Origin of the sequence: Starkeya nomas (genome assembly GCF_902703545.1) — a bacterium.
GTDB lineage: Bacteria > Pseudomonadota > Alphaproteobacteria > Rhizobiales > Xanthobacteraceae > Ancylobacter > Ancylobacter moscoviensis.
The window spans coordinates 2087254-2103875 of the sequence record NZ_CACSAS010000001.1 but is presented as its reverse complement, the minus strand read 5'-3'; the positions used below and the strand labels follow the sequence as shown (position 1 = coordinate 2103875).

General features: G+C 67.7%; 17 protein-coding genes and 2 pseudogenes. 8 read left to right on the top strand and 11 right to left on the bottom strand.

Annotation, left to right across the window (positions count from 1 at the left end; genetic code table 11):
• Positions 1-35: 35 nt before the first annotated feature.
• A complete protein-coding gene (locus STARVERO_RS10220) occupies positions 36-1367 on the bottom strand; it encodes a PQQ-dependent sugar dehydrogenase (RefSeq protein ID WP_244616722.1) in 1332 nt (443 codons plus the stop codon).
• Between the two features lie 218 nt (positions 1368-1585).
• On the opposite strand from STARVERO_RS10220, the pseudogene ku (STARVERO_RS10215) reads away from it, so the two are divergent.
• From ku (STARVERO_RS10215) to STARVERO_RS10210, 3 genes and pseudogenes are all read left to right on the top strand, one after another.
• A pseudogene (gene ku / locus STARVERO_RS10215) lies at positions 1586-2293 on the top strand (non-homologous end joining protein Ku); the annotation flags it as partial.
• Between the two features lie 19 nt (positions 2294-2312).
• Positions 2313-2564: a LysR substrate-binding domain-containing protein gene (locus STARVERO_RS23525; protein ID WP_308678442.1), complete on the top strand. Its 252-nt coding sequence runs from the start codon at positions 2313-2315 to the stop codon at positions 2562-2564.
• Positions 2506-2904, top strand: coding sequence for a type 2 periplasmic-binding domain-containing protein (locus STARVERO_RS10210; protein ID WP_244616720.1), 399 nt, complete (start codon positions 2506-2508; stop codon positions 2902-2904). The genes STARVERO_RS23525 and STARVERO_RS10210 overlap by 59 nt, the downstream gene beginning before the upstream one ends.
• 77 nt (positions 2905-2981) lie before the next feature.
• Here STARVERO_RS10210 and STARVERO_RS10205 read toward each other — a convergent pair whose 3' ends face one another.
• Positions 2982-4106 (bottom strand): DNA topoisomerase IB, encoded by a 1125-nt coding sequence (locus STARVERO_RS10205; protein WP_244616718.1) that lies wholly within the window; start codon positions 4104-4106, stop codon positions 2982-2984.
• A gap of 29 nt (positions 4107-4135) precedes the next feature.
• Between STARVERO_RS10205 and STARVERO_RS23520 the strand changes: the two genes are divergently transcribed.
• Positions 4136-4555: a DUF2934 domain-containing protein gene (locus tag STARVERO_RS23520; protein ID WP_244616712.1), complete on the top strand. Its 420-nt coding sequence runs from the start codon at positions 4136-4138 to the stop codon at positions 4553-4555.
• A gap of 7 nt (positions 4556-4562) precedes the next feature.
• Positions 4563-5171, top strand: coding sequence for a cysteine hydrolase family protein (locus STARVERO_RS10195; RefSeq protein WP_159598773.1), 609 nt, complete (start codon positions 4563-4565; stop codon positions 5169-5171).
• On the opposite strand, the gene STARVERO_RS10190 is transcribed toward STARVERO_RS10195, so the two are convergent.
• The 7 genes from STARVERO_RS10190 to STARVERO_RS10160 all read right to left on the bottom strand — a co-directional run bounded on the left by STARVERO_RS10190 (position 5149) and on the right by STARVERO_RS10160 (position 11923).
• Positions 5149-6213, bottom strand: a complete 1065-nt coding sequence (locus STARVERO_RS10190; protein ID WP_159598772.1) for a c-type cytochrome — start codon at positions 6211-6213, stop codon at positions 5149-5151. The two genes, STARVERO_RS10195 and STARVERO_RS10190, sit on opposite strands and share 23 nt — an antisense overlap.
• Positions 6210-6851 (bottom strand): cytochrome c oxidase assembly protein, encoded by a 642-nt coding sequence (locus STARVERO_RS10185; protein WP_200837763.1) that lies wholly within the window; start codon positions 6849-6851, stop codon positions 6210-6212. The genes STARVERO_RS10190 and STARVERO_RS10185 overlap by 4 nt, the downstream gene beginning before the upstream one ends.
• Entirely contained in the window at positions 6848-7216 is a 369-nt protein-coding gene (locus STARVERO_RS10180; RefSeq protein WP_159598770.1) for a hypothetical protein, read from the bottom strand. Before STARVERO_RS10180 ends, STARVERO_RS10185 begins: the two co-directional genes overlap by 4 nt.
• Positions 7217-7223: 7 nt before the next feature.
• Complete coding sequence (locus STARVERO_RS10175) at positions 7224-9713, bottom strand: cbb3-type cytochrome c oxidase subunit I (RefSeq protein ID WP_200837761.1); 2490 nt, start codon at positions 9711-9713, stop codon at positions 7224-7226.
• 56 nt (positions 9714-9769) lie between these two features.
• Positions 9770-10690 carry a cytochrome c oxidase subunit II gene (gene coxB / locus STARVERO_RS10170; protein WP_244616710.1) on the bottom strand — a complete coding sequence of 307 codons (921 nt, stop codon included), beginning with the start codon at positions 10688-10690 and terminating at the stop codon, positions 9770-9772.
• Positions 10691-10767: 77 nt separating this feature from the next.
• Positions 10768-11043: a hypothetical protein gene (locus tag STARVERO_RS10165; RefSeq protein WP_422802136.1), complete on the bottom strand. Its 276-nt coding sequence runs from the start codon at positions 11041-11043 to the stop codon at positions 10768-10770.
• A 22-nt stretch (positions 11044-11065) separates the two neighbouring features.
• Positions 11066-11923, bottom strand: a complete 858-nt coding sequence (locus STARVERO_RS10160; RefSeq protein WP_159598767.1) for an SDR family oxidoreductase — start codon at positions 11921-11923, stop codon at positions 11066-11068.
• 131 nt (positions 11924-12054) lie between these two features.
• Here STARVERO_RS10160 and STARVERO_RS10155 point away from each other — a divergent pair, with 131 nt between their 5' ends.
• Complete coding sequence (locus STARVERO_RS10155; protein ID WP_159598766.1) at positions 12055-12960, top strand: DUF72 domain-containing protein; 906 nt, start codon at positions 12055-12057, stop codon at positions 12958-12960.
• Positions 12961-13007: 47 nt separating this feature from the next.
• Positions 13008-13577, top strand: a pseudogene (locus tag STARVERO_RS10150) (UdgX family uracil-DNA binding protein); the annotation flags it as partial.
• A gap of 71 nt (positions 13578-13648) precedes the next feature.
• Here STARVERO_RS10150 and STARVERO_RS10145 read toward each other — a convergent pair.
• Positions 13649-14377, bottom strand: coding sequence for an alpha/beta hydrolase family protein (locus STARVERO_RS10145; protein WP_200837759.1), 729 nt, complete (start codon positions 14375-14377; stop codon positions 13649-13651).
• A complete protein-coding gene (locus STARVERO_RS10140) occupies positions 14367-15491 on the bottom strand; it encodes a DUF3182 family protein (RefSeq protein WP_159598763.1) in 1125 nt (374 codons plus the stop codon). Before STARVERO_RS10140 ends, STARVERO_RS10145 begins: the two co-directional genes overlap by 11 nt.
• A gap of 228 nt (positions 15492-15719) precedes the next feature.
• On the opposite strand from STARVERO_RS10140, the gene ku (STARVERO_RS10135) reads away from it, so the two are divergent.
• On the top strand, positions 15720-16622 hold the full coding sequence (ku, locus tag STARVERO_RS10135) for a non-homologous end joining protein Ku (RefSeq protein ID WP_159598762.1): 903 nt from the start codon (positions 15720-15722) through the stop codon (positions 16620-16622).

Sequence of the window (16622 nt, the reverse complement as noted above, 5' to 3'; positions counted from 1 at the left end):
GGGTCAGCCCTCCTTCTGGCGGTCCGCGGAGCGGATCAGTTGACCTCGTTGCCGGCGGGCGTCGGCGAACCGCTGCTCACCCGCCAGACAGTGTTGCCGACGTCATCGGCGACCAGCAGCCCGCCACGGCGGTCGACCATCACCCCGACCGGGCGGCCCTGCGCCTTGCCGTCGGCATCGAGGAAGCCCGTCAGCAGTTCCTCGGGCGGGCCGGCGGGGCGTCCATTGGCGAACGGCACGAAGATCACCCGGTAGCCGACCGGCCGGCTGCGGTTCCACGAGCCGTGCTGGCCGATGATCGCGCCGTTCTGGAAGCGCTCGCCAAAGGCGGTACCGTCGACGAAGGTGAAGCCGAGTGAGGCGGTGTGGCTGCCCAGTGCGTAATCCGGCTTGATCGCCCTGGCGACGAGTTCCGGCTTTTGTGGCTCGATGCGCTCATCGACATGCTGGCCGTAATAGCTGTAGGGCCAGCCATAGAAGGCTCCGTCCTTCACCGAAGTCATGTAGTCGGGCACGAGGTCGTCGCCGATCTCGTCGCGCTCGTTCACCGAGACCCAGAGCTCGCCATTGACCGGGTTCCAGTCGATGCCGACCGGGTTGCGCAGGCCGGAGGCGAAGACCCGCGAGGCACCGCTCGCCACGTCGATCTCCAGCACGGCGGCTCGTCTTTCTTCTTCCTCCATGCCGTTCTCTCCGACATTGGAGTTGGAACCGACGCCGAGATAGAGCTTGGAGCCGTCCAGGCTCGCTAGCAGGCTCTTGGTCCAGTGGTGATTGCGCCCCGCCGGCAGGTCGGCGAGCTTCTCGCCCGGCGCGGTGACGCGCGTGGCGCCCTGCTCATAGGGGAAGCTGATGATGGCATCGGCATTGGCGACATAGAGCCGATCCCCGATCAGTGCCATGCCGAACGGCGAGTTCAGCTTGTCAAGAAACGCACTTTTGGTCTCGGCGACACCGTCGCCGTCGCTGTCGCGCAGCAGGGTAATGCGGTCGGCGCTTTCGGTGCGCGAGCCTGCGCGCTTCATGAACAGGCCCTGCACCCAGCCGCGAATGCCGCCGGACGTGCCCTCGGGCTTGGGCGGGGCATCGGATTCGGCGACGAGGATGTCGCCATTCGGCAGTTCATAGAGCCAACGCGGATGGGCGAGATCGGAGCCGAAGGCAACAACCTCCATGCCGGCGGCGGGCTTGGGCCCGTCGCCCTCCCGCCAGCCGATAGCCTCCGCCACCTTCAGCGTCGGAATCCAAGAAGGCGCCGGCTCGGGAAGTTGCGGGTCCGGCCCGTAGCCGGCGCTTTCCGGCAGTTGCGAGCCGCGGTCGCAGCCGGCGACGGAGAAGGCGAGGAATAGGGCGCAGGGAAGGACCATCAATCTGGTGCCTCTCATGCTTGATGACATCGACATGGCGTGCCTCATCTGCGAACGCGTGTAGGCTTCGCTCGCCCCGGCCCAAGCTGGCCACGCATGTGATGAGAGGTGAACGCGCAGCGCTGCGGATGGTTCGCCAGACCATCGCTTTTCGTGGAACGCCGGCGCGCTTCGCCGATTGTCTCAAGGTTTGCGGCTCACTCGTGCGAGAGGCACAGATGGCGGGACACAGTTTCTGGAAGGGCTATCTCAAGCTCTCGCTCGTCACCTGCCCGGTCGCCATGACGCCGGCGACCAGCGAGGCGGAGAAGATCCGGTTCCATACGCTCAACAGGGCGACGGGGAACCGGGTCGAAGGCATCTATGTCGATGCCGAAAGCGGCGAGCGGGTCGATGACGACGACCAGGCGCGCGGCTACGAGCGCGAACCGGGAAGCTACGTCGTCATCGAGGACGACGAGCTCGATGCCGTTGCGCTGGAAAGCACGCGCACCATCGACGTCGAGACCTTCGTGCGCGCCGACAGCATCGAATGGCTCTGGTACGACAAGCCGCACTTCCTCATGCCGGACGATCCCGTCGGCGAGGAAGCCTTCGCCGTCATCCGCGAGGCGATGGCCGTGACCGGCACGGTCGGCCTTTCCCGGCTGGTGATGTACCGGCGCGAGCGCCCGGTGATGCTGGAGCCGCGCGAGCGGGGCATCGTGCTGTGGACCCTGCACTATGCGGACGAGCTGCGCGCGCCGGAGGGCTATTTCGAGGACATCGACGGCAAGGCGGACCCGGATCTCGTCGGCCTCGTCTCCCGGCTGATCGATCGCCGCACCCGCGACTGGGACAGGACCCTCGTGCACGATCCCCTGCAGGAAAACCTGCGGGCGCTGATCGAGGACAAGAAGAAGCGCCGGCGTCCCACCAAGGCACGGCGCGGGCGCGGCGGCGGCGATCCGCACCGGCGAGGCGCAGGATTCCCGCCTGAAGACGCGCAAGCTCGGCACCTTCTCGCACCGTATCGTCGCCTCTCCGGCCTATCTCGCCGCCTGGGGTACGCCGCTGATCCCCGAGGATCTGGCGCAGCACGCCTGCCACCGTCACCGTTTCCCCTCGACAGGTGCGGCGGGACGGAGGCGAAATCGCGATGGAACTGCCCGTGACCAGCGTCGCCAGCACGCTGGAACCTCAGATCTGCCTGGCTGAGGAAGGCCTCGGTCTTGCCTGCCTGCCGCTGTTCGCCGTGCGCCGGCAGTTGGAGCGGGGCACGCTGGCCAGCGTGCTCGACGAATACACCGCCGATGTCGGTGCCTTCCACATCCTCTATTCGGCGAGCCGCCCCCTGTGCCGTGCCGGGGCTGACCTCGAACGCCGGGCGACCTGCGCGTTCGCCCCTTCGCCGGGCGGGGTCAGTCATCTGCCTCAGAGTAGCGCTTCAGAGATCGCGGTCCAGCGACAACGGGAGAGCGGCGTCAAGTGCACGACAATCGCAATGTCGGTTTTCAGGCGAACAATGTCCGGTGCTGGCGCGTTGTGGATTCTATAACTATTATTCGCCAACTATTATTCGCCGTCAGCGTGGCCGAACGCCAGCCAAGCATGGTGTAAGATGCCTGAGTTTCGTCAAGCGAGCTTTGGCCGACAGTCTCGGCTTGCCAGCAGGCGGGACAGTCGCTCAACACTACACAAGCCCTTCTCACGCGCGTTGCGCAGCTTGCCGCTTTCGAAGGCGGCAATTACGCTGTCATGAACATAGCTGCTTCGGCACACTGTCAGAGTGTTGGCGAGTTCTTCGGCTAGCGGCGCGATCGCCTGACGGATTTGACGACGTCGGCCGCTCTCGCTCATTTCCGGCTCGAGTCGGGCGAGTTGGTCGAGCACGCCGAGCGAGGCAGTGAGCGTGCGGAAATCCTTGAGCGAGATCGGCTGGCCGCTGACCTCCTTGAGGAAGCGGTTCACATCGCCGGCATGGATGGGGCGAAGCGCGCCCTCGGCGTCGCGATATTTGAACAGCCGGCGGCCAGGCAGCGCCTTGAGCCGCGTCAATGCCTCGGCGAGGCGGATGTCGCTAAGCTGCTTGCGGATTGCCTTGCCGCCCTTGCCGGTGAAGGTAAGGGCGATGGCGTCACCCTCAATGCGGATATGCGATTTCAGCAGGGTGGTAGCGCCGCGCGTGCCGTGCTGCGCGGCATATTGCTCGCTGCCGGGCCTAATTGCGGTGAGCGCGACCAGTTCGACCGCCGCGGCGAGGGCAAAGCGCTGGTCGGGCTCGGGCCGGCGCAGCGCCCGCCGCACGGCGCGAGTGATCGCCGGCAGCGCCCCGGCCAGCGCCGAGAGCCGCCCGGCCTTCAGCGCCTCGCGCACTCGTGTCCAGTCGGGGTGGTAGCGATATTGCAGCCGGCCGGCGGCATCAGTGCCAATGGCCTGCAGATGCGCGCGTGGATCGGCGGCAAACCGGACATCGGCATAGGCTGGCGGCACGGCGAGGCTTTTCAGGCGGGTAAGCGTCGCCTCGTTGGTGATCGGCCTGCCGTCGCCATTCTCGTAGCTGAAGCCGCGCCCGCGGCGCCGGCGACGGATCGTCAGCGCCGAACAGGCGACGATCCGCAGATCGAAACGACGCGCGAGGCGTCGCTGGGCACTACTGTCGGTCATCGTGGCCGGACGCTCCTCGAAACAGCGCGGACCAACGCGCCGCCCTGCCATCCGTTCCGGCGGCATCGCGCGGAACGGATGTCCGGCACGCACGTTCTTCCTGACAACCTAGGGAGATGACGATGCAGACTGACGAAAGCCGTATTCGCGAACGCGCCCACCGGCTCTGGGAGGAAGAGGGCCGCCCGGAAGGCCGCGCCGAGAGCCACTGGTTCCAGGCCAAGGAGATCGTGGCGATCGAGGACGGCCGCCCCGAGATATTCAAGCCGTTCGATGCCGCCGAGGCGCCTCCGGTCGAACCGATCGAAGCGCTGACCAATGCCGGCGAATTCCCGACGCTCACCGGCCAGGGTGAGATGGAGATCCCGCGCCGGCGGCTTTCCGATGCCGAGGGCGGTGAGATCGAGAACGAGCCGATCAGCGAGATCGAGACCATCCACCGCACGCTGGAAATGCCGGCTGAGCGTCGCGGCAAGATGGCGCCTGTTGCGGATCAGGAGGGCGCGATGAGCGGAGTGGCGGGCATACGTCCGGGCCGCTGACACTACTATGGGCGTATCAGAGCGACGGGAGACGCTGCGGCGCGGAGCGTTCCATCTGTGCCTCGACATGCAGCGGCTGTTCGCGCCCGATGGTTCGTGGCCGACGCCGTGGATGGCGAAGGTGCTGCCTAACGTCGCCGCCGTCGCGCAGCTTTTCGCCCGGCGCACTGTGTTTACCCGCTTCATTCCGGCGGCCGATCCCGCCGCCGAGATCGGGGAATGGCGGCGCTACTATCAGCGCTGGTCGCATCTGACGCTTCGCGAGATCGACCCGGCCGCGCTTGAGATCGTGGACGAGCTGCGCGGCTTCATCTCGCCGGCGCATCAGGTCGACAAACGGCGTTTCTCGGCCTTTGCCGCCCCGAACCTCGCACCGATCCTGAACGGACATCGCGTCGACACACTGGTGATTACCGGCGCGGAGACCGACATGTGCGTGCTGGCGAGCGTGATGGAGGGGCTCGATCGCGGCTATCGCATCTGCATCGTCGAGGACGCGGTGTGCTCCTCGTCGGATGAGGGGCACGAGGCGGCTATGACGATCTACCGTAAGCGCTTCGCCGACCGGCTCAGCCTCATCACCACACCCGAGCTCATGGAGCGGCTGGCGGCGTGAGGGTGCCGGTGCCCTGCTGCGCATAGAACGCCGCGACGGCGGCAATCGCCTCCTCCGGCAGGCGCTGTGCGATGCGATGCATTACGCGGGCCTGGGCGTTGAGCGGCTCGTCCTTCTTCATGCGGGTGAGCTGCGTCGCGATATAGGCGGCGTCCTGCCCGGCGAGACGGGGATAGGCCGGGTTGCGTTTTGCGGAGCTCCCGTGGCAGCTCTCGCAAGCTGGGATGTCTTTCTCGGGCAGACCGTGGAAGGCGATGCGCCCTCCTTGGGTGTCGTCGGGGGCACTCCGATCACTCAGGCCCGGAAGGTCGGCATAATAGCGTGCGAGACGCTGAAGCTCCGGCTCCGCTATCCCGTCTATCGCGAACTGCATGAAGCCGCTTGGCCGGGTGCCCTTTGAATACGCACGGAGGGTTTCGGCAAGATAAGCCTCGCTCTGGCCGGCGAGGATTGAAAAGGCGCCGCTGGACGAGCCACCGTCGATGCCATGGCAGCGGATGCAGCGTTCCAATGCTGGATCTTCCGCTAAGGCAGGACCGAAAGCGAGGCGGCGATACTCCTCGCCTGGCATATCCGGTAGAGCTCGCAGGAACGCCACCATCGACCACACCTCGTCGTCACGCTGCGGCGCGATCCATGACGGCATGCCGGTATATTTGACGCCGTGACGCACGATGCGTGCGAGTTCGCGCTCGTTCCATTTCGCCGCCGAGTCCTCAAGACCCGGAGGGGCCGGTGTCATATTAGCGGCGAGTACCCGCGAGGCAGCGAGCGGCGAGCCGTGGCAGAAGGCGCAGGCGGCCTCATAATGCCCAGCCGCACGGCGGATGTTCGCGGGGCTGTCGAGATCGGCCGGCGGATCCGGTTCGAACGGCGCATAGGTGCGGATCGAGTTCTGCATCGCCCAGTGCAAGACCCAGCCGGTGATGCGCCAATGGCCGGAGCTGGCGCCGATATTGATGATCCCCGACCAGGCGATGAGGACGCTAAACAGCGCCACGCCGGCGACGAGGATGAGCAGGCGGTGCAGGGTCAGCCTCATGACGAGGCCTCCCGGCGTGGTTCCGCCAGCACCACCCGCGCCATCAGGAAGAGACCGCCGACCAGATAGACCAGTCCGCCGGCGAACAGCATGATCACCCCGCCGAGCTGCTGATCGGCGACGGCCGTGGCGGGATCGGAGCCACAGATCGGCACGCCGTCCCGGATATAGAGCGGGCGGTTGGCGAAGGCGATCAGCGCGCCGAGCAGCGTCATGTGCATTGAGGTGAGCAAAAGCCCGAGCGTACCCACCAGTGCGCCGCCGACTGCGCCGCCTGCCGCGCGGTTGAGGCAGGACAGCCAGAGCAGCAGCCCGCCGGCGAGGAAGCTCGCCTGCTCGGCGATATTCGCGGGGCCGCTTTGCCGGGCCGCGATGTGCAGGAGCGGCATGTGCCAGCCCCAAACGATGGCGAATTCCAGCATCGCGGCGAGCAGCGGCGAGAACAGCCAGGGCAGGCGTGGGGAGGGATCAAGCCGGGTGCCGCTGATCCCGATCGCGATCAGCGGTGCCGCAAACGCGACCACGCTCATATGCACGATCATATGCGCGGTGAAGGAGGTCGCTGCGATCCCCGGCAGCGGCCCGCCCCACGCTAAGGCGAGCACCACAAGTCCGGTAATGAGCGCGGCCTTCTTCATCGCACGCACTCCGCGATGAACACCGCCGGCATGGCACCGAACAGCACGGCGATGGCGCTGAGTGCGCACAGCAGCAGCGTGGCGAAGCCGAGGAAATGCTGCTGGTCCTCGTCGGTCGGCTGATCGTGGGGCGGCATGTCCGAGCCGAAGCCCCAGTGCCGGTGTGCCTGCACCCCGGCGGCGAGTACGAGGCCGAGCGCCAGCACGGTGGCGGCGGCAATGGTGAGCCGCAATTCGCCGAGCGCCGCGGGTGCCTTGGCGCAAATGATGGCGCCGGCGACATAGCAGAACAGGAAATGCAGCGCCCACACCGTCGGCGGAGCGATAAGGGTCCAGAGGTTCGGAGTCTCGCGGCGGAACAGCATGGCGCCCTCACATCGCAAGCGGGGCGAGGACGACCACGGCCAGCGTCGTCGCCACGGTGAGGGCGGCGAAATGCCAGTAGAGGACGACATTGCGCAGGTCGATTTCGTGGCGCCGCGAGAGCCGCCCGGCATAGCTGCCGGCCAGGCAGTAGCTCTGCATCAGCACCCCGACGACCAGATGCAGGGCCGTCCAGATGACGAGAATCCACACCATCGCCGCATAGACGTGAGCGGTCGGGGAGAGAGCGCTGCGCCAGGGGGCCGCGATCAGCAGCCCGGCGCCAATGAGGGCGAGCGCGATCGCGAGGGAGAGCAGTGCGCGCACCATGGGCGGGCGGTCCGCCGCGTTCAGGCGCCGCGCCGCCAGCATGGCGGCCCAGCCGAGCAGCGCCGCGCCGCTCCCCGCGAGGGTAAGGAGAGTGTCCGGCGGCATCAGGGCGGCCGGCGGGAAGGCCGGGTGGATCGTCCAGTAATAGAAATAGGCGAAGACGAGGCTGAGGAAGGCGGTGCCGTCGCCGACCATGGTGATGAACATCGCCCACCAGCCGACCGACGCGGAGCCGGAGGCATAGAGCGGCAGGGTCTCTCCCATGCCGGCGTCCGTGGTTTCCTTTTCCGGAACGACCGCGGTCCCGGTCCACAGCCATATCAGGATGATGCCGATGCCGACGATGCCCGAGGCCAGAGCGGCGCTCCACCAGTGGAAGGTGGTGGCGATGAAGCTGCCGCCGATGAAGATCGCCGCCGCCATCGGCAGGAAGCTGTTGCCCGGCACGCGCAGCACCTGCTGAGGCGTGGCGTCGAGTACGTCGGTGACCATCGTCTCGCGCCGTTGGTCGGGGGAGCCGGGCAGATAGAAGCGGCCTTCGTCGATATCGCGCAGCAGGTTCGGCTGGTCCCACAGCGGATAGCGGCTGGAGACGGGCGGCACGGAGCGGATGCCCCAGGGCTCGGTCGGGTCTCCCGCCACCCATTCCAGCGTGCCGGCGTTCCAGGGGTTGCGCGGTGCGCGCGGCTTGCCGGGGCGCAGCACGTCTAGGATCAGTATCGCGACACCCGCCACCATAGTGAAGGCGCCCAGTGTCGAGACGAGGTTGAGCCAGTCCCAGCCGAGTCCGTCCGGATAAGTGAAGATGCGGCGCGGCATGCCGCGCAGGCCGGTGATGTGCATCGGCAGGAAGGCGATGTTGAAGCCGGAGAACGTCAGCCAGAACGACCAGCGTCCCAGCCTCTCCGACAGCATCGTGCCGACCACGAAGGGGTGGAAATAGTACACGCCGGCGATGAGCGGGAAGAACATGCCGCCGATCAGCGTGTAGTGCAGATGGGCGACGATGAAGTAGCTGTCATGGGCCTGCCAGTCGAAGGGGGCGAGGGCCACCATCACGCCCGTGAGCCCGCCGAACACGAAGATGGCGAGCGCGCCGGTGGCAAACAGCATGGGGATAGAGAAGATCACCCGCCCCGCCAGCAGCGTCGCCACGAAGACGAAGATCTGCACGCCGGTCGGGATCGCCACCACCTCGGACGCCGCCGAGAAGAAGCCGAGCGACAGCGCCGGCAGGCCGATAGTGAACATGTGGTGTGCCCACAGTCCGAAGCTGAGGAAGCCGGTGCCCACCGCCGCCAGCACGATCCAGCCATAGCCGAGGATCGGCCGCTGCGCGAAGGTCGGCACGATCATCGCCAAGAGCGCGATGGAGGGCAGGAAGATGATGTAGACCTCCGGATGGCCGAAGATCCAGAACAGGTGCTGCCACAGCACGGGATCGCCACCGCGCGCGGGATCGAAGAACGGCCAGTCGAACAGCCGCTGCATCTCGAACAGGATGTCGCCGGCGATCAGTGGCGGAAAGGCGAACAGGATCATCCCGCCGACGATCAGCACGTACCAGCAATAGAGCGGCATCAGGTTGATGCGCATGCCCGGCGGGCGGCACTTCAGCACGCCGACGATCAGTTCCACCGCCGCGGCGATGGAGGCGACCTCGATGAAGGAGAGGCCGAGCAGCCAGATGTCGGCGCCGATGCCGGTCTGCTTCGTATCGGTGGCGAGCGGTGGATACATGAACCAGCCGGAATCCGGCGCTGCGTCGAAGAAGATCGAGCCCGCGACGAACACGCCGCCGATGAGGAAGCACCAGAAGCCAAAGGCGGAGAGGCGCGGGAAGGGCAGGTCCCGTGCCGCCAGCATCTGCGGCAGGATGAGGATGGCCACCGCCTCGAAGATAGGCACGGCGAAGAGGAACATCATCATCGTGCCGTGCAGCGTGTAGAGCTGGTTGTAGGTGCCGGCCGAGACGAGGTCGTTGTTGGGCAGGGCGAGCTGCGTGCGCATGATCAGCGCCAGCACGCCCGCAAAGAGGAAGAAGAAGAAGGACGCGCCGGTGTACCAGAGCCCGACGACCTGGTTGTTGACGTTGGAGAAATAGCGCCAGCCGCCGGGAATCTCCCACGCCGCGCGCAGTTCCTCCTCCTGGCGAAGACGGCGATCCATGCCCGTGCGATCTCCGCCTGCGGCGTCCTTGCCGGTTCGGTCCACCCCGGTCTCGGTCATCGCAGGCTCCCCAGATAGGCAACGATGGCGTCGAGGTCGCCTTCCGGCAGGCTGCCGAAGGACGGCATGCGCACGCCGGGTTTCAGCCGTTCCGTTTCGGCGACGAAGCGGCGCCGGTTCTCCGGCGTGTTCTCGAACATGCCGGCCCCGAGGGAGAGGCGGTCCGCCAGATGGGTGAGGTCCGGTCCGATGGTGCCGGTCGCTTCTGTTCCGCGCACCGCGTGGCAGCCGCCGCATCCATTGGCGAGGAAGGCGCCGTCGTCGGCGGTGCGGGCGGCGCGCGCGGCCTGCTGGGATAGCCATGCCGAGAAGTCCGCCGGTTCCATGACCACGACGGGGAACGCCATCAGCGCATGCGAGCGGCCGCAGAATTCGGCGCAGACCCCGCGATAGGTGCCGAGACGTTCGGGATTGAGCACCAGCCGGTTGGTTCGTCCGGGAATCATGTCGAGCTTGCCGGCCAGCGCGGGAATCCAGAAGGAATGGATCACGTCGACGCTCTCCAGCGTCACCTCCACGGGCAGACCGACCGGCAGGCGCAGCTCATTGGCGCTCTCGATCATCGCCCCGTCCGGCCTCCGATAGGTGATGCGCCACCAGTATTGTTCGCCGGACACGTGCACGGTGAGCGCGGGTTCGCCGGTCCGCAGCACCGGCATCAGCCGCAGCCCATAGGCCAGCAGCACGGCGAGCACGAGAGTGGGAAAGATGGCGCCTGCCCACAGGATGATGCGCAGTCCGCCACGCTCGCTGATCGGTTGTTTCTGCCAGCGGCTGCCGAACAGGGCGGCCCCGATCACCTGCAGCCAGATCACCGCAGCGCCGGCCAACATCACCCAGAACAGGGTGGCGACCTCGGCAGCCTCCCGTCCGGCGGGATCGAGCGCGGATTGCGGGCCGCTGCACGCGCCCAGCACAAACGACGCGCCGGCAACCAGACCGACGCGATGATGATGTCGTCGCTTGCCGCGCCCCCGCATCGGGGTGGCGGACCTTAAGGCAACTGGCTGAGCGGCACGCCTTCGGAAGTGTCGAGCCCGCGCCCTGTATCCTCGTCGCCAAGCAGGGTGGTGGAGGCGCCCGGCACCACGATCACCACGTCATAGCCGTCTCGAATGGCGTTGGAAGCTGCCGCGACCGCGCTCTCGAACGCCGCCTCCTTGCTGGCATAGGCCATGCCGGCACGCTCGTCGGTCTCGACCCGCCATTCGCCTTCATCACCGCGCACGTGGTAGGTGACGGATCGGCTGGAAGCTTCGGTGTGCATCATATCCTCCCTCAGGATCCCGGCGCTAGAGCATCGGCCCGCCGCCGGTGACGGCGATGGTGGCGCCGGAAACGTAGCTGGAGAGCGGGTCGGCCAGCATCACATAGGCGGTCGCCAACTCGGCCGGCTGGCCGGGCCGCTTCATCGGCACCTGCTCGCCGAAATGCTCCACCGATTCCGGCGGCAGGGTGGAAGGGATGAGCGGCGTCCAGATCGGCCCCGGCGCCACTGCGTTGGCTCGGATACCCCTGGGCGCCAGCATCTGGGCGAGACCGGCGGTGAAGTTCTGGATCGCCCCCTTGGTCGTCGCGTAGGCGAGCAGCGAGGGGTTGGGCTTGTCGGAATTGATCGAGGCGGTGTTGATGATCGAGCCGCCCGGCTTCATGTGCGGGACCGCCGCCTTGGTCAGGTAGAACATGGCGTGGATGTTGACGCGGAAGGTCAGCTCCCATTCCTCGTCGCTGATGTCGCCGATGTCCTTGAACGTGGCCTGATGGGCGGCGTTGTTGACGAGGATGTCCACCCCGCCGAGCTCGCCGGCCGCCGCCTCGACGACGGCGCGGCAGTTCTGCGCATGTTGAATGTCGCCGGGCACCAGCACCGCCTTCCGACCGGCCTCCTCGACGAGGCGCTGCGTCTCGGCCGCGTCGTCGCCCTCGTTCAGATAGGAGATCAGGAGGTCGGCGCCTTCGCGGGCGAAGGCGATGGCCACCGCCCGGCCGATGCCGCTGTCGCCGCCGGTGATCACCGCCTTGCGGCCGAGCAGCCGGTCGGCGCCCTTGTAGCTGGTCTCGCCATGATCGGGACGCGGCGACATCTCCTCGGTGCGTCCGGGCATGGGCTGCTGCTGCGGCTCGAAGGGCGGGTGCGGGTGGTCGAGCATCGGCGGGCCTCCTGGCGGCAGGGGTTTTCAGTCCCAACGGCTGGCCGCGGGCTTGGTTCCGAAGCGTCAGGCGGGAACCAAGCCCGCGCTATCCGGATTGGCGGGAGAGGTCATCAGCGAAGGAGGCCGGCATGGGCTCAGCGCGCGGCGACATCCGCATCGGCGTGTCGGGCTGGACCTATGCGCCCTGGCGGGGAAACTTCTACCCGAAGGGCCTCGTCCAGAAGCGTGAGCTGGCCTTCGCTGCAAGCCGGTTCCCGGCGCTGGAGATCAACGGGACCTTCTATAGTCTGCAGCGGCCGGAGACCTTCGCCCGCTGGGCGCAGGAGACGCCGGAGGGCTTCGTCTTCGCCGTGAAGGGCTCGCGTTTCATCACCCACACCAAGCGGCTGCGCGAGGTCGAGACGCCGCTCGCCAATTTCCTCGCTTCCGGCCTGCTGCGGCTCGGCCCGAAGCTCGGCTCTCTGCTCTGGCAGCTGCCGCCCAGCCTGCGCTTCGATGCCGGGCTGATCCGCGATTTCCTCGCCCTGCTGCCGAAGGATACGCGTGCGGCGGCCGCCGTTGCACGCCGTCACGACGGCCGTGTCGAGGGGCGGGCGCATACGCGCACGGATGCGTCGCGGCCGCTGCGCCATGCGCTCGAGCTTCGCCACGAGAGCTTCCGCGATCCGGCCTTCGTCGATCTGCTGCGCGAGGCGGGTGTCGCGCTGGTCTGCGCCGATACGGTGGACTGGCCGCGGCTCATGGATCTCACCGCGGACGTCGCCTATTGCCGGCTGCATGGCTCGGACGAGCTCTATCGCTCGCGCTACGACGATGCCGCGCTGGCGCGCTGGGCGGCGCGCGTCTCCGCCTGGGCGGCCGGGCGGACCATGAAGGACGGCGATTTCATCGGCTCGCCGGAGCGGCATCCGAAGCCGCGCGATGTCTTCGTCTTCTTCGACAACACCGACAAGCGGCACGCTCCCGACGATGCCCGGCGCCTGATGCGGCGGCTCGATCTGGAGTGGCAGGCCGAGGAAAGGAAGGCGGCATGAGCGCGCCCCGGACGGATGCCGCCGATGCCGGAGAGGCGAGCTTTCCGACGCTCCACGCCCTCAACGCGGCCTTGCGGGCTAGCGAGACCGCCGTTCCGGGTGGCGTGCGGCCCGTGCCGGGCAAGGGGCCCGTCGGCGCGTCCATCGCCTTTGTCGGCGAACAGCCGGGAGACGAGGAGGACCGGCAGGGCCGCCCCTTCGTCGGCCCGGCCGGCCGCCTGTTCGACCGGGCTCTGGCCGAGGCCGGCATCGAGCGGACGCGCAGTTACGTGACGAACGCGGTCAAGCGCTTCAAATTCGTCCAGCGCGGCAAGCGCCGCATCCACCAGAAGCCGACGGCCGGCGAGATCTCGCATGAGCGGTGGTGGCTGGACCGCGAGCTGGCTCTCGTCCATCCGCAGGTCGTCGTGGCGCTCGGCGCGACGGCGGGTTATGCGCTGGCGGGCCGGAAGGTCGCGGTGACGCGCGAGCGCGGCCCGCTTGTCTTCGGCAACCGGCGCGGCTACCTGACCGTCCACCCGTCCTATCTGCTGCGGGTGCCGGACGAGGCGGCCAAGCGCGCGGCCTATGAGGCCTTCGTCGCCGACCTGCGGGCGGTGCGCTCCATGGCCGGCTAGCGCATCTCCGAGCGATGCGGTTACTCTTTGTTATTCAAATAGTTGTAGACTTTTACTAAGTCCCGCATGCGCTAACGCGCGCCGAGCACCATTTCCCGGATCCACCCGATCAGCAGCGCGGAATAGGCGTCGCGCCACTCCTTCTCGGAGAGCGCGTGGTCCGCGCCGGCGACGACCCGGTAGGTCAGCGAACGCGCCTGCCGGAAGGCGGCGAGGTAGTTGGCGATCGTCATGTGCGGCACGAGGTGGTCGAACTCGGATTCCACCGTCAGCACGTCGCCCTGGAAGCGGGAACAGGCGGCGAGGGCGCGGTTCTCCTCCGGCGTGACCTCCATGTTGCGGTAATGCGTCAGGTCCAGCCTGTCGAGCTGGCCCTTGGCCACCGCCCAGTGCTCGTCGCGATAGAGCGCGGGCACGCGCAACGACAGCCAGCGCACGGGGCGGAAGGTCGTGAGGATGGTGGCGAGATAGGCCCCGTAGCTCGAACCGACGATGGCGATCGCGGAACGGTCGACCATCGGGTGGGAGGAGAGGGCGTCATAGGCGGCGATGGCGTCGTGGAGGTTCTGGCGCGGCGTGACCTTGCGGCGCATCGTCTCCGTCGCGGCGTGGCCGCGCAGGTCGAAGGTCAGGCACACGCAGCCGAGCGTGGCGATCTTGCGGGCCCGCTTGAGGTCGCTCTGCTGGCTGCCGGTCCAGCCGTGCAGGAAGAGCACGCCCGGTACGCCGGTGCGCGGGACGGCGAAGGTGCCTTCGACATGATCCTCGTCGACATGGATGCAGATGGATTCACAATGCACGGTGCCGGGCCTCGATCCTTGCATATTTGATCAACGGACCGACCTCCGGATCGTCCGCGTCGAAATAGACGAAGCTGTCGGGGGGCACCTCGTGCACGCGCCCGTAACGCTCGTGGCAGCTTGCCCGGACGGCGGCGAGGCCGGGGGCCGCGCTGAAGGCTTCGAAGGCGGCGATCTCGGCCCCGGAGGCGCCGCCGATCCTCCATGACTGTTCCAGTACGGCGATGCGAAGGGCGCCCGTCGCGTCGCGGCCGCTGACCACGTCGTAGTTGCGCCGCGAGGCGATCAGTCCGGGGAAATGGGTCGAGGCCGCCTCGTCATAGGTGAGCGCGCATTGCAGCGCCTGCCGGGCGGGCTCGTCGAGAGGCAGGTGCCTCAGCCTGTCGAACTCGCCGGCCACCGCCGCCAGCACCGAGCCGCCATAGGCGCTCGCTCCCGCATTGTCCGGCGTCGTGTGCTGCCAGCCGATATAGGCGAGCACCGCGTCCCCGATCCGCACCCGGCCGATGCTGTAGGTGCGGGTCTCGTGCAGGTCCGGCTCGATCACCAGCCCGCAGCGCGCGAGCTCCGGCGTGTCCAGCGCATCGAGCGCCGGTTCGAGTGCCCCTCTCTCGCGGATGACGCGCTGAGCCTGTCCGCCATCGGCCCAGGCGGCCTTCAGCCGTACCGGGCCGTCGGTCAGCAGGCGCGTCGCCGCCTTGTGGGCGCTGTTCCGGTCGAAGGCGGAATAGCCCGCCAGCGTCACGTGACGCACGGCTCGTGCGAAATCGGCAGACCAGCCCTCCGGACGGGCCGCGTCGTCCTCGACGAGGCTGTGGGTGATCGCTTTGCCGGCCTGCACGGCATAAGGCACCAGCCCGCCGAACAGGTCCGTTTCGGACAGAATGCCGAGATAGCTGGCGATGCGGCTTCCGACGAGCGTGCCGACCGGCACGGCGTAACAGCCGCAGGAAGGCAGGGAGGCCGGCGGATAATCGATGACGGACGATCCCCGCAGCACCGCGATGCGGCTTGCGAGCGTCCGCACGGTCGCGTCGCGGTGGCCGGCATGCTTCGCCTCCTCGGGCACCACCACGACCGGCGGAACGCTGGGGCGGACCTCGGTGCGTTCCATGGTTGTGAACGTCGCTGCCAGAGAGCCCATGTCGCGTTCCCCCATCGAGGTTGATCGACCTTGCGCTAACCGCACCGGGAGGCGCCTGGTTCCATCCCTCTGCCGTTTGCCGTGGTTCGCGCGAAGCGGCGGGAACATCGCGACGGCTTCGCGCCTTATCGGTCGGCGAAGGCTCTGGTGTCGGCCCATCCCGGCCGGCTCCGCCCCGGAGATCGAAGGGAGGAGTGCGTGTCCCTGCGCGCGACCTGGAAAGGCTATCTCAAGCTCGGCGAAGTGGTCTGCGCGGTGGCGCTCTACACCGCCGTCTCGACCAGCGAGCGCGTGCGCCTGCACATGGTGAACCGCCGCACGGGCCACTCGCTGAACCGTCGCTTCATCGACCCCGAGACGCGGAAGGAGGTCGAGCGGGCGGATCAGGTGAAGGGCTACGAGATCGCCTCGGACGAGTATGTGACGCTCGATCCCGAGGAGATCGCCGCCGTGGTGCCGGCAGGCGACAAGACCCTGTCCGTGGAGGGGTTCATTCCCTGCGGCGAGGTCGACGATCTCTATTTCGACCGCCCGTATTATCTGCGCCCGGCGGATGAGGTCTCGCGCACGGGCTTCGCCGTCATCCGCGAGGGGCTGCGCCGCAAGCAGGTCGCAGCATTGGCGAGGGGAGTGCTGTTCCGGCGCCCGCGTTCGCTGCTGATTCGGGCCTATGCTCAGGGCATCGTCGCCACCACGCTGAACTACGACTACGAGGTCCGCTCGGTGGCCGAGGCGTTCGAGGATATTCCCGAAGTGACGATCGAGGGCGAGATGCTCGATCTCGCCCGGCATATCATCGACACCAGGATGGGGATCTTCCAGCCGGAAACCTTCGTCGACCGTTACGACGACGCGCTCGCCGACCTCGTCCGAGCCAAGATCGAGGGGCGGAAGATCGCCGCGCCGAAGGAGCCGGCGCGCGGCAAGGTGGTGGACCTGATGGACGCGCTCCGGCGCAGCGCCGGGCTTTCCGGCAAGGAGGGCGCGAAGGGAGAGGCGGCGACGCGCGTCGGCAAGTCTTCCGCCGGCAAGTCTTCCGCCGGCAAATCGTCCACGCGCAAGACGGTCGCGCGCAAGGCTCCGGCCCGCAGGGCAGGATAG

What these genes read in the sequence shown, in the direction of transcription:
- STARVERO_RS10220 (WP_244616722.1), bottom strand. Translation starts at nt 1,367, where the DNA reads ATGGTCCTTCCCTGCGCCCTATTCCTCGCCTTCTCCGTCGCCGGCTGC.
- STARVERO_RS10210 (WP_244616720.1), top strand. Translation starts at nt 2,506, where the DNA reads ATGGAACTGCCCGTGACCAGCGTCGCCAGCACGCTGGAACCTCAGATC.
- STARVERO_RS23520 (WP_244616712.1), top strand. Translation starts at nt 4,136, where the DNA reads ATGCAGACTGACGAAAGCCGTATTCGCGAACGCGCCCACCGGCTCTGG.
- STARVERO_RS10195 (WP_159598773.1), top strand. Translation starts at nt 4,563, where the DNA reads ATGGGCGTATCAGAGCGACGGGAGACGCTGCGGCGCGGAGCGTTCCAT.
- STARVERO_RS10190 (WP_159598772.1), bottom strand. Translation starts at nt 6,213, where the DNA reads ATGAGGCTGACCCTGCACCGCCTGCTCATCCTCGTCGCCGGCGTGGCG.
- STARVERO_RS10185 (WP_200837763.1), bottom strand. Translation starts at nt 6,851, where the DNA reads ATGAAGAAGGCCGCGCTCATTACCGGACTTGTGGTGCTCGCCTTAGCG.
- STARVERO_RS10180 (WP_159598770.1), bottom strand. Translation starts at nt 7,216, where the DNA reads ATGCTGTTCCGCCGCGAGACTCCGAACCTCTGGACCCTTATCGCTCCG.
- STARVERO_RS10175 (WP_200837761.1), bottom strand. Translation starts at nt 9,713, where the DNA reads ATGGATCGCCGTCTTCGCCAGGAGGAGGAACTGCGCGCGGCGTGGGAG.
- STARVERO_RS10165 (WP_422802136.1), bottom strand. Translation starts at nt 11,043, where the DNA reads ATGATGCACACCGAAGCTTCCAGCCGATCCGTCACCTACCACGTGCGC.
- STARVERO_RS10160 (WP_159598767.1), bottom strand. Translation starts at nt 11,923, where the DNA reads ATGCTCGACCACCCGCACCCGCCCTTCGAGCCGCAGCAGCAGCCCATG.
- STARVERO_RS10155 (WP_159598766.1), top strand. Translation starts at nt 12,055, where the DNA reads ATGGGCTCAGCGCGCGGCGACATCCGCATCGGCGTGTCGGGCTGGACC.
- STARVERO_RS10140 (WP_159598763.1), bottom strand. Translation starts at nt 15,491, where the DNA reads ATGGAACGCACCGAGGTCCGCCCCAGCGTTCCGCCGGTCGTGGTGGTG.